Origin of the sequence: Streptomyces capitiformicae (assembly GCF_002214185.1) — a bacterium.
Taxonomy (GTDB): domain Bacteria; phylum Actinomycetota; class Actinomycetes; order Streptomycetales; family Streptomycetaceae; genus Streptomyces; species Streptomyces capitiformicae.
In genome coordinates, this window is record NZ_CP022161.1 from 4,213,955 (window position 1) to 4,229,533 (window position 15,579).

The window sequence follows — 15,579 nt, forward strand, 5'->3', positions numbered from 1 at the left end:
TCTGGTGTACTCATTCCGGGCCATTCGGCGGCATATGAGCCGCCTCAGGCAGGCGGCCGACCGCACCCACAGACGCGGCCGTGGCTGCCACCCATGAACGCGGCCGTGGCTACCCCCGTCAGCTCCAGCCCAGGACGGCACCGAGGAACGGCACGACCCATCTAGTGGCGGTGCATGGTCTCCAAGGCCTCTTTCAGCACGTGCGGGTCGTGGTGCCCCTTGTAGACCTCGGGCGGCCGCCGGTCGAGGCCGAGCAGTTCGGCGACCGCCGTCCACCCGGTGCGCACGGAGTACTCGACGGTGAACACCACGTCGTCCGGCACCTCGGCGAACTGCCCGATGAACGCGAGGTTCACCGACCCCCGGGGCACCACCCGGGGCCGGTCCCCGTGCCGGCGGACCAGGAACTGGCTGGTGATATAGGGCATCAGGCACGGTATGACGGTCGAGCCCGCCAGGACACGTTGCGTCAGGTCCTCGTCGAACCGCAGGTGGTGCAGTACCTCTTCGAGGATCTCGCGTCCTGAGCACTCGGTCATCGGCTTGCCGGTGTGGTTGCCGGGCCGGTCGGGGAAGAGCCCATAGCCCCACCACACCGACACGCCCTCGGGCTGGTCTCGGTAGACGGGCTGGCGGTTGACAACGATCGTGAGCAGCCAGTTGGAGGCGGTGAAGGTCATCAGCCCGCCCCTGCCCGTCTCTCGCCCGCTGAACTTCTCCATCGCGTCGAGGAACGCCCGGCCCTGGGCGGTGACCGTGAAGGACTCCCACCTGGATTCCGGGATGTTCTTGTCGAAGACGTCGGGGTCGCCGAAGTCGTCCCTGCCCCGGGACAGGCGGTGCCACAGCAGCCAGGCGTCGGAGCGGCGTGCGCCGCGGGGGTCGGGTGCCTCGGTGTAGGAGCCGAGGCAGGAAGCGTCCGTCATCGCGCCGTTGGTGACCAGGACGAGGTCCTCGGGGGCGACCTGGATCGCGTCGTCGTGCCCGTCTCGGAAGAGCAGGATCCGCTCGACCGTCGTACGCGGCCCCGGCGCGAACACGAGGTCTCGTACCCGGCAGCCGGTGTGGATGGTCACGCCCCGCTCGGCCAGCCAGGCCCGCAGAGGGCGGACGATGGAGTCGTACTGGTTGTAGCGGGTGCGGTGGATCCCCGACATGGTGGCGAACTCGGGGAACAGATGGATGAACCGCTTGAGGTAGCGGCGGAACTCGATCGCGCTGTGCCACGGCTGGAAGGCGAACGTGGTGCACCACATGTACCAGAAGTTCGTGGTGAAGAAGTGGTCCGTGAAGCAGTCGGTGATGCGCTTGCCGTCCAACCGCCCCTCGGGCGTGGCCAGGCACCGCATCAGGTCCAGCCGGTCGCGCTCGGAGAACCCCATCGAGGTCACGTCGACGATCTTCCCGTCCCCGTCGACGAGGCGTGAGATGTCGTCCCAGGCGAACGTCTCGTGCCCGGCGAGGATCTCCTGCGTGACCGACACCGACGGATCGTCGAGGGAGGGGATGGCGGACAGCAGGTCGTAGGTGCAGCGGAACTCGGCCTCGAACATCCGGCCGCCGCGCATGGAGTAGCCGGTCTCGGGAGTGCCGCCCGCGTCCAGACTGCCGCCAATCCGCTCCTGCTCCTCGAAGAGGTGGATGTCCGTCCCGTCGAAGCCGCCGTCACGGATCAGGAACGCCGCCGCGGCCAGCGCCGCGATGCCGCTGCCCACCAGATATGCCTTCGCCATCACTGCTCCTCGTTCTCGGTACTCTCCCGCCCTGCCGTAGCACGGCAACCGGTGTGCTCACGGTTTCTCGCGGGGCCCGGTCGGCATCAGGGGCCTTCGGGCACCGGGGCCGGTCCGGTCGGCCCCAGTCATGGATGCGGTGACACCGGCTGCTGACGGCCAGGGCAGCCGGTGGAACCGTTCGGCCCAGCGCGAGGCCTGGGCATGAGGGCCGTTCGGCCCCATGACGCGGCCCGGTCGGGTGCTGTCCCGGCCACTCCCCCACACCCGAAGGTGTCCTCCATGAGCCGGGGCTTGTCCGGTCGGCCCCGCATGTCCCCCTGCCGACCCCCGCCCCTCGGAGGCGCTCGGCCCGTACGCGAGGAGGCCCGCCGTGGAACTGGCGCTGGCTCAGGAAACCGTGGCGCGATGGCAGTTCGGCATCACGACCGTCTACCACTTCCTGTTCGTCCCGATCACCATCACCCTGGCCTTCCTGATCGCCGGACTGCAGACCGCCTGGGTACGTACCGGGAAGGACAGGTACTTCAAGGCCACCCGGTTCTGGGGCAAGCTCTTCCTGATCAACATCGCGATGGGCGTGGCCACCGGCATCGTGCAGGAGTTCCAGTTCGGCATGAACTGGTCCGACTACTCGAAGTTCGTCGGTGACGTCTTCGGCGCCCCGCTGGCCATGGAGGCACTGCTCGCCTTCTTCTTCGAGTCCACCTTCATCGGCCTGTGGATCTTCGGCTGGGACAAGCTGCCCCGGAAGATCCACCTGGCCTGTATCTGGCTGGTCGCGGTGGGCACGTTCCTGTCGGCGTACTTCATCCTGGCCGCCAACTCCTGGATGCAGCACCCGGTGGGGTACGAGATCAACGAGACCACCGGGCGCGCCCAGCTCAACGACATCGCGGCGGTGCTGTTCCAGAAGACCGCCCTGACCGTTGTCTTCCACACGCTCACCGCCTGCTTCCTCACCGGCGGCGCCTTCATGATCGGTATCGCCGTTTATCAGCTGCGCCGCGCGTCGAAGGCCAAGGCCGTAGACCGTACGCCGGGTCGGATCGCCGCGATGCGCACCTCGCTGCGGCTCGGCCTCGTCACCGTCGTCATCGCGGGCCTCGGCACGGCGGTCAGCGGCGACGCGCTCGCCAAGGTGATGTACGAGCAGCAGCCGATGAAGATGGCCGCCGCCGAAGCCCTGTGGGAGAGCGAGGACTCCGCGCCGTTCTCGCTGTTCGCGTACGGCGACGTCTCCGAGGGCCGCAACACCGTGGAGATCGAGATCCCGGGTCTGCTCTCCTATCTGGCCAAGGGCGACCTCAGCTCCGTCGTGCCCGGCATCAGCTCCGTCGAGGCGCTGGAGCAGGCCAAGTACGGCGATCTGGCCCAGGACTACAAGCCGTCCATCCCCACCACCTACTGGTCGTTCCGCCTGATGATCGGTTTCGGCATGACGTCCTTCGCGATCGGCCTCGCCGGACTGTGGCTGACCCGGAAGAAGCGGTGGCTGGCGGCGGAGAAGCAGCGCGGTGAGGACGAGGTGCCGCTGCTGATGCTCACCCCCACCCGTGAACTGGGTCCGGCCACGGGCCGCTGGGCCTGGCAGCTGCCTCTCCTCACCGCCGGCTTCCCGCTCGTCGCCAACTCCTTCGGCTGGATCTTCACCGAGATGGGCCGTCAGCCCTGGACCGTCTACGGGCTCATGACCACCGCCGACGCCGTCTCGCCCGGGGTGACCGTGGCCGAGCAGATCACCTCGCTGAGCGTGTTCACCGCCCTGTACGCGGTACTGGCCGTCGTCGAGGTGAAGCTGCTCGTCAAGTACGTCAAGGCCGGAGTTGTCGACGAGCAGCCACCGCCGGAAATCCCCTCGCTGCGCGGCCCCGCCGCCGGTGAGGACACCGACCGCCCGATGAGCTTCGCCTACTGAGGACCTACTGGGTCCTTTCGGAAAGAGACACGGCCATGCAGCTTCACGACGTCTGGTTCGCCCTCATCGCCGTCCTGTGGATCGGCTACTTCTTCCTCGAAGGCTTCGACTTCGGAGTCGGCGTCCTCAGCGGACTTCTCGCCCGCGACGAATCCGAGCGGCGCGTCCTCATCAATACCGTCGGCCCGGTCTGGGACGGCAACGAGGTGTGGCTGCTCACCGCCGGCGGCGCCACCTTCGCCGCCTTCCCCGCCTGGTACGCCACCCTGTTCAGCGGCTTCTACCTCCCGCTGCTGGCCATCCTGGTCTGCCTCATCGTGCGGGTCGTCGCCTTCGAGTACCGCGGCAAGCGTGACGACGCCCGCTGGAAGCGCGCCTGGGAACACGCGCTGTTCTGGACCTCGCTGCTGCCCGCGTTCCTGTGGGGCGTGGCCTTCGCGAACATCGTCCGGGGCGTCAAGATCGATTCTGAGGGCGAGTACGTCGGCACGGTCCTGGACCTGCTGAACCCGTACGCGCTCCTGGGCGGCCTGGTCACGCTGACCCTGTTCACCTTCCACGGCGCGGTGTTCGTGTCCCTCAAGACTCGGGGCGGCATTCGTGAGCGGGCCCGGTCGGCGGCCCGGTGGGCGGGTTCGGCCACCGCCGGTCTCGCGCTGGTCTTCCTGTTGTGGACTCAGAGCGAGGGCGGCAACGTGCGCAGCCTGGCGGCGCTCGCCGTCGCCGTGGTCGCGCTGCTCGGCGCCCTCGCGGCGAACCAGCGGGCGCGCGAGGGCTGGGCGTTCACCCTGTCCGGCGTGACGGTCGCCGCGGCCGTCGCGATGCTCTTCCTCACGCTGTACCCGGATGTCATGCCCTCCAGCCTGAACACGGCCTGGAGCCTGACCGTCTCCAACGCCTCCTCCTCGGCGTACACGCTGAAGGTCATGACCTGGGTCGCCGCGATCATGACACCGCTCGTGCTGCTCTACCAGGGCTGGACGTACTGGGTGTTCCGGGGGCGCATCGGCGTCGAGCACATCCCCGCCTGATCCCGGCTCGAAAGCCACCGAGAGACTGAGAGGCGGTCACCTATGAAGCCCGTAGACCCGCGGCTGCTGCGCTATGCACGCGCCACCCGGCTCTTCCTCGCAGCATCCGTGGTTCTGGGCACGATCGGTGCCGCGCTGCTCGTCCTGCAGGCCGTCGCCATCGCCGACGTGGTGGTGGGGGCGTTCCAGGACGGGCGGGACCTTGCGTCCCTGCGCGATCCGCTGCTCCTGCTGGTCGGTGTTTCGGCCGGCCGGGCGGCGGTCGCCTGGCTCACCGAGACCGCGGCCCATCGGGCCTCCGCGGCGGTGAAGTCGCAGCTGCGCGAGCGGCTGCTGGCGCACGCGACCGCGCTCGGCCCGGACTACGTGGCCGCCCAGCGCAGCGGTGAACTGACCACGCTGGCCACGCGGGGTGTGGACGCGCTCGACGACTATTTCGGGCGCTACGTACCGCAGTTGGCGCTGTCGGTGGTGGTCCCGGTCGTCGTCCTGGCCCGGATCGTGACCGCCGACTGGCTCTCGGCGGCGATCATCGCGGCGACACTGCCGCTGATCCCCTTGTTCATGGTGCTCATCGGGCTCGCCACCCAGCACCGGATGGACCGTCAGTGGCGGACCTTGTCCCGGCTCTCGCACCACTTCCTCGACGTGGTGGCAGGCCTGCCCACGCTGAAGATCTTCGGCCGGGCCCGGGCGCAGGCGACGGCGATCCGGCGGATCACGGACGAGTACCGCCGGGCCACGCTGCGCACGCTGCGGATCGCCTTCGTCTCGTCCTTCGCCCTGGAACTGCTGTCCACGCTGTCCGTGGCCCTGGTCGCGGTGAGCATCGGTCTGCGGCTGGTCGAGGGCGGGCTCGATCTGCACACCGGGCTGCTGGTACTCGTCCTCGCCCCGGAGGCGTACGCGCCGATCCGGGCCGTGGGCGTCCACTACCACGCGAGCGTCGAGGGCCTCACGGCCGCCGGGAAGATCTTCGACGTTCTGGAGACCCCCCTCCCCCGGCGCGGCACCGCAGACGTCCCCGACCTCTCCTCGGCCCCCATCACGATCACCGGTCTCACCGTGACCCGCACGGGCCGCTCCGCTCCCGCCGTGGACGACCTGTCCCTGACCATCCGGCCCGGCGAGACACTCGCCCTCACCGGCCCCTCCGGAGCGGGCAAGACCACAGTCCTGTCCGTTCTGCTCGGCTTCACCTCCGCCACCGCCGGAACGGTGACCATCGGCGACCGGAACCTGGCCGACATCGATCCAGAGCAATGGCACCGCCACATTGCCTGGGTCCCGCAGCACCCCCACCTCGTCACGGGGACCGTGGCCGACAACGTCCGCCTCGCCCGCCCGGAAGCCACCGACGCCGAGGTACGGCGCGCCCTCGCCGACGCCCACGCCCTGGACCTCCCCACCGACCTCTGCCTCGGCGAGGGTGGCGCCGGCCTCTCCGCCGGCCAGCGCCAACGCCTCGCCCTCGCACGCGCCTTCGTCAGCGACCGTCCCCTCGTCCTCCTCGACGAGCCCACGGCCCACCTCGACGCCGAGAACGAGGGCGCCGTCGCCGACGCCGTCCGTCGCCTGTCCGCCACCCGTACGGTGGTCCTCACAGCCCACCGCCCCGCCCTGGTGGCCCTGGCCGACCGAAGGGTGCACCTGAGCGCCCCGGTCACCGACGACCACGCGCAGCCGTCGCCGGGTCGCCCGATGGCCGAGCCTGCCGGGCCCGCGAACCGTACGCAGGGGATCGTCGACGGGCGGCACGGGGCCGGGTGGCCCAAGGTCCGAACCGCAGGCGGACCGCTGCGGCGCCTGACCCGGATGGCCGTCACCAGCCGCACCAGAGGGCGACTTGCCCTGGCCGCGCTCCTCGGAGCGCTCGCCCTCGCCTGCGCCGTCGCGCTGATGGGAACGTCCGGCTGGCTGATCTCACGGGCCGCGCAGCAACCCCCGGTGCTCCACCTCATGGTGGCCGTCACCTGCGTACGGGCCTTCGGCATCGGCCGCAGCGTGCTGCGCTACGCCGAGCGACTGGTGGCCCACGATGCCGTGCTGCGCGGCCTCGGCACCCTGCGGACAGCCGTCTACGCCCGCCTGGAACGGCTCGCGCCCGCCGGGCTGCGGCTGTACCGGAAGGGCGATCTGCTCTCACGCTTCGTCGCCGACATCGACTCTGTTCAGGACCATGTGCTGCGTTTCCGCCTCCCTGCCACCGCCGCGGCCCTGGTGGGGACGGCGGCCTCGCACGGCGCGCGCTGCCCGCCGGGCTCGACACCCCCGTCGGCGAGCACGGCGCCCGCCTCTCCGGTGGCCAGCGCCAACGCCTCGCCCTGGCCCGCGCGTTGCTCGCCGACTTCCCCGTCCTCGTCCTCGACGAACCCACCGAACACCTGGACCTGCCCACCGCCGACGCCCTGACAACCGACCTGCTCGCCGCCACACGCGGACGCGCCACCGTGCTGATCACCCATCGGCTCACCGGCCTGGATCAGGTCGACGAGATCCTGGTCCTCGACCACGGCCGCATCGTCCAGCGCGGCAGCTGGGAGGAACTGACGACAGTGCCCGGACCGCTGCTGCGCACGGTGGAGCGCGAGCGCGCCGCCGCCCTCTCCCCGATCGCCGTGTCCGTGTGACGGGGGAGGACGGGTGCGGCCACCCGTTACACGCCTCTTGCCCGTCGCTCGGGGAGCCCTCGTTCAGCGGCGGAGCACAGGCACGGTCCTCATGTGCGTCTTCGTCTCCGGCACTGCGACCCTGATCGTCAGGACATCGTTCTCGTACTCCGCAGCCGCGTCGTCCCTGGCGGTCCGCGGACTCGAAGCGGCCGCCGTCATGGGCCAGTTGCGCTCGGCGGACCACGCGCTCGCCGAGACCGGTACGCAGCCTCGACAGCTGAGGAGGCCGCCCCACCGGCGAGGGCAAGACCGCCGGGTTCGCGCTCAGGCGGTGAGGGCTACTGGTCCGTCACCGGCACCCGCCAGCGCAGGACGGTGCCGCCGGTGGCCGGGCTGGTCCACTCCAGGTCCCCGCCCAACTGCTGAGCACGTTCCGCCATGTTGCGCAAGCCGCTGCGCCGGCCCTCGGCCGGGATACCCACGCCGTCGTCGGAGACCTCCAGCCGCACTTCGCGCCCGTCGGTCTCCAGCACCACCTCGGCACGGTTGGCCCGCGCGTGCCGGGCGATGTTGGTCAGGGACTCGGAGAGGACGGCCACCACGTGGTCGGCGATCTCCTTGGGCACGTGGGTGTCCAGCAGGCCCTCCATCCGCAGGCTTGGCGCGAATCCCATCACCGGCGCGGTCTCGCCGACCACACGCACCGCCCGTGCCCTCAGGCCGGGCCCGGCTGCTTCGTCATGCGCCCTCAGACCGAAGATCGTGGACCTGATGATCTTGATGGTCTCGTCCAGGTCTTCCACCGCCCGCACCACGCGCTCCGAGGCCTCCGCGTGCTCGATGAAGCGGCCGGCGCTCTGCAGTGTCATGCCGGTGGCGAACAGTCTCTGGATCGCCAGGTCGTGCAGGTCCCGGGCGATCCGATCGCGGTCCTCGAGCATCGCGATCTGCTCTGCGTCCCTGCGGCGTTCGGCCAGTTCCATCGCCACTGCGGCCTGTGCCGCGAAACCTTGCAGTGGTTCGGTTTCCTGGTCCGCGAACACCTTCCGGCCCGCCTCACGGACCAGCAGCACGACGCCTCGCAGCCCGTCGCCCGAGCCGATGGGGACGGCCACGGCCGGACCGAGGCCGGTGAAACGCTGGAGGTCCGTCGAAACGCGCTCGTCTTGGGAGATGTCAGGGCTGGAGACGGGAGTGGCGTCCGCGAAGGCCTGGCCGATCAGGCTGCCGTTCATGGGCAGCACCAGTCCGCGGTGTGCCTCCGCCTTCTGGCCGATGGCCAACTCCACCGTCAGCGAGTCTGTGTCCGGCATCGGCAACGCGACCACCGCCAGGGCCGCGCCGGTGATCTCCCGGGCCCGTTCGGCGATGAGGGCGAGGACCTCGCCGCGCTCGCTTCCGGACATCAGGCTGTGTGTGATCTCCGCGCTGGCCTGCAGCCACCGCTCGCGCAGCCTGGACTCCTCGTACAGCCGGGCGTTGTCGATGGCCACACCGGCCGCCACGGCCAGCGTCGACAGCACCGACTCGTCCTCGTCGTCGAACTGCTGCCCACCGCGCTTCTCGGTCAGGTAGAGGTTGCCGAAGACCTGGTCGCGCACCCGGATCGGAACGCCCAGGAAGGTGTTCATCGGCGGGTGGTGGGGCGGGAAGCCGTACGAAGCGGGATGCTCGGAGAGCTTCGTCAGCCGCAGCGGCTCCGGGTGGCGGATGAGTTCACCGAGGATGCCGTGGCCCTCCGGGTAGTTGCCGATCTGTACGACCTGCTCGTCGCTGACGCCGACCGTGAGGAAGTCCGACAGCCGTTTGCCGTCCGGACCGATCACACCCAGGGCGGCGTACTCGGCGTCCACCAGCACTGCCGCGGCCTCCACGATGCTACGCAGCGCCTGTTCGAGGTCCAGCTCCCGGCCGACCGAGAGCACCGCCTCCAGCAGGCTGTGCACGCGGTCTCGGGTGCCGCGGGCCGCGTCCAGGCGGGCCTGCAGCTCCTCCAGCAGCTCGTCCAGCCTCAGCTGGGGCAACCGTACGCGGGCCTCCCGAGGCTCCTCGGAACTTCCCACCCCTGATCCTCCAGGTCCCCATCAACCGTGCCGACAACCGACCGTGACTGTTCATGTGCCACGGTACGGCCCACCGCCGGGGACGGTACAGGATCAAGCCGGGTCGCAACGGCTCCGCAGGTCAAGGCCTCCTCGACGCCTGCCGCCGAGCCTCGGGCTGCCCGGCGCATGGTCATGCCGTGTGGGGGACGACGGCGACCGGGGAGGCGGAGTGGTGCAGCAGGGTGTGGGCGACGCGGCCGAGCTGGAGTCCGAAGGTGCCCTTGTTGCGTCGGGCGCCGACGACCAGCAGGTCGGCGGTGGCCGACGCGTCGAGCAGGATCTTACGGGCGGGGCCCTCGGCGGTGCGCCGGTGCAGTTGCACGGACGGGTGTTCCTCGGCCACCTGGTTCAGCGCGGCCTCCAGCGTCTCGGCTGCTCGCTGTTCGTGCAGGCGGGCGGGTTCGCCTGCCAGCAGGGGATGGTCGGTGGTCTCGTGCGCGGGGCACCGCCAGGCCCGTACGGCTTCGAGGACGGCTCCGCGTCGCTCCGCTTCCTCGAAGGCGAAGCGCACGGCCGCCGAGTCGTGTGCCTGCTTGCCGACACCGAGCAGGACGCGCCCGTGGGTCGCAGGCTGTGTCTGCTTGTCGTGGCGGCCGCGCAGCACGATCACCGGGCAGGAGGCGTGGGCGGCCACGGTCAGGCTGACGGAACCGAGCAGGAACTCGGCGATGTCGCCGCGCCCGCGGTTGCCGACGACCAGTGCGGAGGCGCGTCGGCCCTCCCGCACCAGCGCGTACTCCGGCTCCTCCGGGACCACCTCGGTGAACACTTTCAGGTCCGGTTGGCGGCTGTGCGCCCGTCGGGCGGCGCCGTCGACGATCTTGTCGGCGAGGACCTGCTCGGATGGCTTGCCGAGGTCCTCGGCCAGCGCCGCGCCCTCGTACCACTCCCACAGCGAGGCATGCACGAGCCGCAGCGGCACCCCGCGCAGGGCGGCCTCGTCGGCCGCCCAGTCGACGGCCCGCAGGCTGGGCTCGGAGCCGTCGACTCCGACAACCAGGGGGAGCTCTGTCTGTTCGATCGTTCTCACCGTCCCGTGCCGAGATCGAAGACGATCCGGGCCTTGATCTCGCCACGCAGCACCGCGTCGATCGACTCGTTGACGGAGGCGAGCGGGCAAGTCTCGTAGATGACCTTGGTGCGTCCGGCCGCGTGGAGTTGGAAGACCTCCGCGAGGTCCTGCCGCGTGCCGACGATCGAGCCGATCACCGAGGTGCCGTTCAGGACGGTGTCGAAGATCGGGACCTGAATCGTGCCGTGCGCCGGCAGGGCGACCATGACGAGCTTTCCACCGCGCCGCAGCCCGGAGTTGACCGCGGTGAACGCCGCTTCGTTCACTGCGAGCGCGATGGCGGCATGCGCCCCGCCACACCGCTTGAGCACCTCGCCCACGTCCTCCTTGCGGGCGTCGATGGTCAGGTCGGCGCCGAGTTCCCGGGCGAGTTCGAGCTTGTCGTCGGTGACGTCGATGGCCGCGACGGTGGCGCCGGCGATCTTCGCGTACTGCACGGCGAGGTGGCCGAGCCCGCCGACGCCGGAGATCGCCACCAGCTGGGTGGGCTGAACGCCTGCGACCTTGAGCGCCTTGTATGTGGTCACGCCCGCGCAGGTCAGCGGGGCGGCCTCCACGGCGGTGATCCCCGCGGGCACCGGCTGCGCGAAATCGGCCCAGGCGAGCATCTTCTCCGCGTACCCGCCGTCGCACCCGTAGCCGGTGTTGACCTGCTGCTCGCACAGCGTCTCCCAGCCGGACAGGCAGTGCTCGCACCGCCCGCACGCCTTGCCCAGCCACGGCACCGCGACCCGCTGCCCGACGGACAGGTGGGTGACGCCGTCGCCGAGGGCCTCGATCAGGCCTACGCCTTCGTGGCCGGGGACGAACGGCGGGTTGGGCTTGACCGGCCAGTCGCCGTGCGCGGCGTGAATGTCGGTGTGGCACAGCCCGGAGGCCTCCACCCGGATGCGGACCTGACCGGGGCCGGGCTCGGGGTCGGGGCGCTCCTCGATGACCAGGGGCTCGCCGAACGCTCGTACGACCGCTGCCTTCATGATCTCTGCTCTCCTCGGTGCTCTGGGGTGGTTCTCGCGGGTGGTCAGTCGTGCGCGACGACGGCGACGGGGGCGGTGGCGTGGTGCAGGACGGCGTGGGTGACGGAGCCGATGTGGATGCCGAAGGGGCTGCGGCGGATCCGGCGGCCCACGACGACCAGGGAAGCCTCGCGGGAGGCGTCGACCAGGTGGTTCGCGGGGCTGCCGAAGCGGGACTCCTCGACGACTTCCACGTGGGGGAATTTCTCCTTCCACGGGTGCAGCACCGCGGCCAGCGCGGCGGCGTCCTGACGGCCCAGCTCCACGCCGATTTGGGGAGCGGCGGGCAGGCTGGAGACATAGTGGGGCGGCAGGTTCCAGCCGTGGACGACCCGCAGGGAGGTCTGCCGTCGGGCGGCTTCCTCGAAGGCGAAGGTGATCACCGCGTCGTCCGGCCGGTCGGTGTCGAGGCCGAGCACGACGGGTCGGAACCCGGTCGCGGCGGAGGGGATTCCCGCCGGGTCCATCTCGCGCTCGTCGGCGGCCTGCTCCCAGGCCCGTACGAGGACCACAGGGGTCTCGGCGTGCGCGACGACGGCCTGTCCGATGGAGCCGACCAGGAAGCCGCCGAGCCCGCTCAGCCCGCGGGAGCCGAGAACCAGCAGCTCGGAGTCCTTCGCCGCCGCCACCAGTACCTCGCTCGCCCGGCCCGTCAGCTGCTCGACGGTGATCTCGACGCCCGGATGACGCAGCCGGAGACCGGCGGCCGCCTCCCGGGGAATCCTCTCGCTCCAGTGCGTTTGCGTCTCGGCCCCGAGGAGCGGCGCCTGCGCCATGGGCTCGGGGACCGGCTCCCAGACGTTGACGAGCCGCAGCGGCAGCTCGCGCAGCTTCGCCTCGCGGGCCGCCCACTCGGCGGCGGCCAGGCTCTCGCGCGAGCCGTCGAGACCCACGGTGACAGTGCGGGACATGGTCGTACCTCCTACGGGCGCTTCAAGCGCTACGGGCGGGGGATCCGTTGTCAGCATGGCCGCCCGGGAAGGCAGCGCGGAGAGGCCGCAGGGTCCAGAGCAGAGGGCCGAACGGTCCCACCCGCGATCCTGATGTCTCACGTACTCGGGTCATGGGCAGGCTGCGCGGCGTGAGGAGACCCAGGGTGCGGAACCCGGGCGAGCACGCCCCCCGGTGGCGCCGTCTGACGCCCGGGCTCGGAGTGCTCGTCGGCTAGCGCGGCGTGCGTGGCTCAGGGGCGACCTGCTGGCCGGTGTCACGGTGGCGGCGTATCTGGTCCCGCAGGTGATGGCGTACGCGGGTGTGGACGGGCTGCCGCCGGTCGCCGGGCTGTGGGCGATCCTGCCCGCACTGGCCCTCTACGCCCTGCTCGGCTCCTCACGGCTGCTGTCGGTCGGCCCGGAGTCGATGACCGCGCTGATGACGGCGACGGTCGTCGCCCCGCTGGCCGCCGGTGACCCGGCCCGGTACGCCACCCTGACGGCGGCCCTCGCGGTGACGGTCGGTTGGTGCTGTGCGGCCCGGGCTGGGGGCCGGTAGTCCCTGCAGCGGCCCCGGCCGTTTCCGGGTGGCTCGTCGACTCTCGGGATTTCACTCCACCGCGTGGGCGGCCGCCGCCCTGTGTGTCGGTGAGGGCGGCGGCCGCTGCGCGAGTTCTCGCGTCCCCCCTGGCGTGAGAGCTCGCGCGGGAACCCTTGCGGCTTCATAGGGCATGCGGGGAGCGTGCCCACCGACGCGAGCCGCAAGGACCTGGCTCAGCGACTCCTTTCCGACTCGCCCACGAGCTCCGCGCCGACGCGGGCCGCCCACGCCTCGATCGCGGTGAAGTCGCGAAAGTCCCCGCCCTTGCCTAAGCGGAGGATCATCCGGGCGACCCATCCCTTCGCGCCTTCCTCCAGGCAGCCGCCGAAGGTGACATGGTCCCTGGCGTCCAGTCGGTCCATCGTCTTCTTCACGCCCGGCACGGGCGGGATGTCCCGCTCCGAGGCCGAGGCGTCGAGCGGGCCGCTGCTGAACAGCCACAGGGGGCGTTCGGCAAGTTCGCGGCGGTGGCGGCGGACGAAGCGGCGGGCGTCCTTCTGCCAGCGCCCGGCGTACAGTCCGCCACCGACCACCACGGCGTCGTACGACGTCACGCTGTCCACGGACCGGGCCGGCAGGGCCTCGGCCGTGAGGCCTTCCTTGCCCAGGACCGCGGCGATGGCTTCTGCGATCTCCGCGGTCGATCCGTTCGTCGTTCCGTAGGCGACCAGCACGCTGTCGGGCATGGTGGTCCGCCTCCTCTCAAGTCGGTCTCAGATCCTTCGCAGCCAGTCGTCGGCGAAGCCCCGCAGCGCCGGCTCGCCCGTCGAAGGACGCGCGTCGTCCAGCCGATAGGTGAGCTTGTCGACAACCGCGACCACGCCGTCGATCCGGCGTGTCATCGAGACGGCGATCTCCGTCTCGCTCTTGCGTTCCATGTGTCGACGAGGAGGGTGCCGACGCCGCGGTGGTGCAGTCCGTCGGCGACGGCGATGGAGATCTCGGCCTCCTCCTTGCCGCCGCCGGTGTCGTACTCGGCCAGGCCGATCACCTGGCCCTGCTTCTCGGCCAGTAGAGCCCGGTAACCGGGGCAGGGCGGGGCGCAGGCTCGGTCCGCGGCCAACGCGGCCGAGCGCTGGCTCGCTGCGAAGAACCGCAGTCGCAGGTTCTCCGGCGACATCTCCTCGCAGAGCCCTTGCACCTGCTCGTGATCGCCCGCTGCCACGGGGCGGATGCACACGGTGGTGCCGTCCGCGAGCAGGGCATGGACCATGGGCTCGCTGTGTGCGTCGTCCGTCATCGCGGGTCTCCTCCAGCCGTTTGGGCCCTTCGAGCATCCAGCGGGTTCGCACGGCCACCCCATGGGCTGTCCGGGGAGGCTTGGAGGGCCGATCGGCCCTAAAAGCGGCGGCCCGCTCGTGGGTTCGGGGTTGTCAGCTGCTCGCCGGGGAGCGTGTACGAGGGCGGCATCACACCATCGCGTGATGGTCGGCTTCTGTGCTTGCGGTGTCCTCGGCCGTTCGGGCTACGGCGATCGTGCGATCCGGGACGCCGGGTACGGCGCCGGCGTGCGGGGCCCCCGCTCCACCGGAGTGATGGTTCGGGGCCTCCCCGTCGCCTCTGGCCGTACCCACCTGGCCAGGTCGCGTAGGGCAGCGTTCATCAGCGGCCTCCGGCCGCGGGGGCCTCCCGGGATCGGACCACGGACAGGATCCGTGTCGCCGCCCCGGGGTCGAGTACGCCGGGGACCAGTACGCCCAAGACCGTTCGGGGCGCGCGGCTGATCGGACTCACTCCCACTCAGTCCACAGGAACGGTTCGAGGCCAGCAGTCATCAGCCGGGCCACGGTGGTGACCGACCCAGCCGATCACGACTTGCTGGTGCGCACCGGCCCCCGCCCTGGGTGGTCGCCTGCGATGGGGTCTTCTCTTCCCGCGGATCGAGTCCGGGCTCATCGCGGGGCCGGCGATTGTCGGTACTCAGGGCATGGCAGGAGCCTGCACCTGGCATGGAGCCTTCGGTGCCGCGGCAGGGCAACACGCGAGGATGACGGCGCGCGCGTCCATCATCCCGGCTGCCAGCGTGGTTGGCGGATCATTCGGGCGCCGCTCGCCGGGGCCTCAGCGTCCTGCACGTACGCATGGTGCGTCCGGCCGCCCGGGAGCCGGGACGGACGTGGCGAGCGGCCGGACGGTGACCGGGCCGGCCGTGCGCAGCACCCACGGCGGTGGACAGCGGTGGAGAACGGCCGCCGCACGGGTGCTCGGTGCGGTGGCACGGGATACACCGGATCGGTCGCTGATCAGCATCCGGCATCAGGACAGGCCGACGCTGCGGCCGAACGGCCTTTCTACCGTGGGCCGACAGTCCCCCGGTCCGGCAGGCACCCCGGGCCGGACGGCCCATCAGGTGCAGATGCATCGCCACAGGTGCCAGCAGGGCGCTGGCGGAGCCTTCTGGTCCCTCAGACGGGACCTTGGGCCCCTTCAACCTCAACCCGGCCGTCACGCGGCCCACGACAACGCGCTGGGGCCACGCCCCAAAGCGTGGCCCCGGTCCTGCGGCCCTGGCGGTCCTGTGGTCCTGTGGTCCTGTGGTCCTGTGGTCCTGTGGTCCTG

The 15,579-nt window shown here is 70.9% G+C and carries 9 protein-coding genes and 3 pseudogenes; 4 read left to right on the top strand and 8 right to left on the bottom strand.

Features of this window, described 5'->3' with window-relative positions; translation table 11 throughout:
• Positions 1 to 161 precede the first annotated feature (161 nt).
• Positions 162 to 1,733, bottom strand: a complete 1,572-nt coding sequence (locus CES90_RS18780; protein WP_189786067.1) for an oleate hydratase — start codon at positions 1,731 to 1,733, stop codon at positions 162 to 164.
• 373 nt (positions 1,734 to 2,106) lie between these two features.
• Between CES90_RS18780 and CES90_RS18785 the strand changes: the two genes are divergently transcribed.
• The 3 genes and pseudogenes from CES90_RS18785 (at position 2,107) to cydD (ending at position 7,312) form a co-directional block, all read left to right on the top strand.
• Positions 2,107 to 3,651 carry a cytochrome ubiquinol oxidase subunit I gene (locus tag CES90_RS18785; RefSeq protein ID WP_189786066.1) on the top strand — a complete coding sequence of 515 codons (1,545 nt, stop codon included), beginning with the start codon at positions 2,107 to 2,109 and terminating at the stop codon, positions 3,649 to 3,651.
• A gap of 35 nt (positions 3,652 to 3,686) precedes the next feature.
• Positions 3,687 to 4,682, top strand: a complete 996-nt coding sequence (gene cydB, locus CES90_RS18790; RefSeq protein ID WP_189786065.1) for a cytochrome d ubiquinol oxidase subunit II — start codon at positions 3,687 to 3,689, stop codon at positions 4,680 to 4,682.
• Positions 4,683 to 4,724: 42 nt separating this feature from the next.
• Positions 4,725 to 7,312: pseudogene (gene cydD / locus CES90_RS18795) on the top strand (thiol reductant ABC exporter subunit CydD).
• Between the two features lie 320 nt (positions 7,313 to 7,632).
• On the opposite strand, the gene CES90_RS18800 reads toward cydD, so the two are convergent.
• From CES90_RS18800 to CES90_RS18815, 4 genes are all read right to left on the bottom strand, one after another.
• Entirely contained in the window at positions 7,633 to 9,357 is a 1,725-nt protein-coding gene (locus tag CES90_RS18800) for a sensor histidine kinase (protein ID WP_189786064.1), read from the bottom strand.
• 172 nt (positions 9,358 to 9,529) lie between these two features.
• The gene (locus CES90_RS18805; RefSeq protein ID WP_189786063.1) at positions 9,530 to 10,429 is read right to left on the bottom strand and encodes a universal stress protein; all 900 of its coding nucleotides are present in this window, start codon (positions 10,427 to 10,429) and stop codon (positions 9,530 to 9,532) included.
• The gene (locus tag CES90_RS18810) at positions 10,426 to 11,448 is read right to left on the bottom strand and encodes a zinc-dependent alcohol dehydrogenase (protein WP_189786062.1); all 1,023 of its coding nucleotides are present in this window, start codon (positions 11,446 to 11,448) and stop codon (positions 10,426 to 10,428) included. The genes CES90_RS18805 and CES90_RS18810 overlap by 4 nt, the downstream gene beginning before the upstream one ends.
• 44 nt (positions 11,449 to 11,492) lie before the next feature.
• Entirely contained in the window at positions 11,493 to 12,398 is a 906-nt protein-coding gene (locus CES90_RS18815) for a universal stress protein (protein ID WP_189786061.1), read from the bottom strand.
• A gap of 152 nt (positions 12,399 to 12,550) precedes the next feature.
• Between CES90_RS18815 and CES90_RS18820 the strand changes: the two are divergent.
• Positions 12,551 to 12,960: pseudogene (locus CES90_RS18820) on the top strand (SulP family inorganic anion transporter); the annotation flags it as partial.
• A 233-nt stretch (positions 12,961 to 13,193) separates the two neighbouring features.
• On the opposite strand, the gene CES90_RS18825 reads toward CES90_RS18820, so the two are convergent.
• From CES90_RS18825 to CES90_RS18835, 3 genes and pseudogenes are all read right to left on the bottom strand, one after another.
• Positions 13,194 to 13,706 (bottom strand): flavodoxin domain-containing protein, encoded by a 513-nt coding sequence (locus CES90_RS18825; RefSeq protein WP_189786060.1) that lies wholly within the window; start codon positions 13,704 to 13,706, stop codon positions 13,194 to 13,196.
• Between the two features lie 27 nt (positions 13,707 to 13,733).
• A complete protein-coding gene (locus tag CES90_RS51270; RefSeq protein WP_268257041.1) occupies positions 13,734 to 13,862 on the bottom strand; it encodes a hypothetical protein in 129 nt (42 codons plus the stop codon).
• 17 nt (positions 13,863 to 13,879) lie between these two features.
• Positions 13,880 to 14,260: pseudogene (locus CES90_RS18835) on the bottom strand (N-acetyltransferase family protein); the annotation flags it as partial.
• Between the last annotated feature and the right edge of the window lie 1,319 nt (positions 14,261 to 15,579).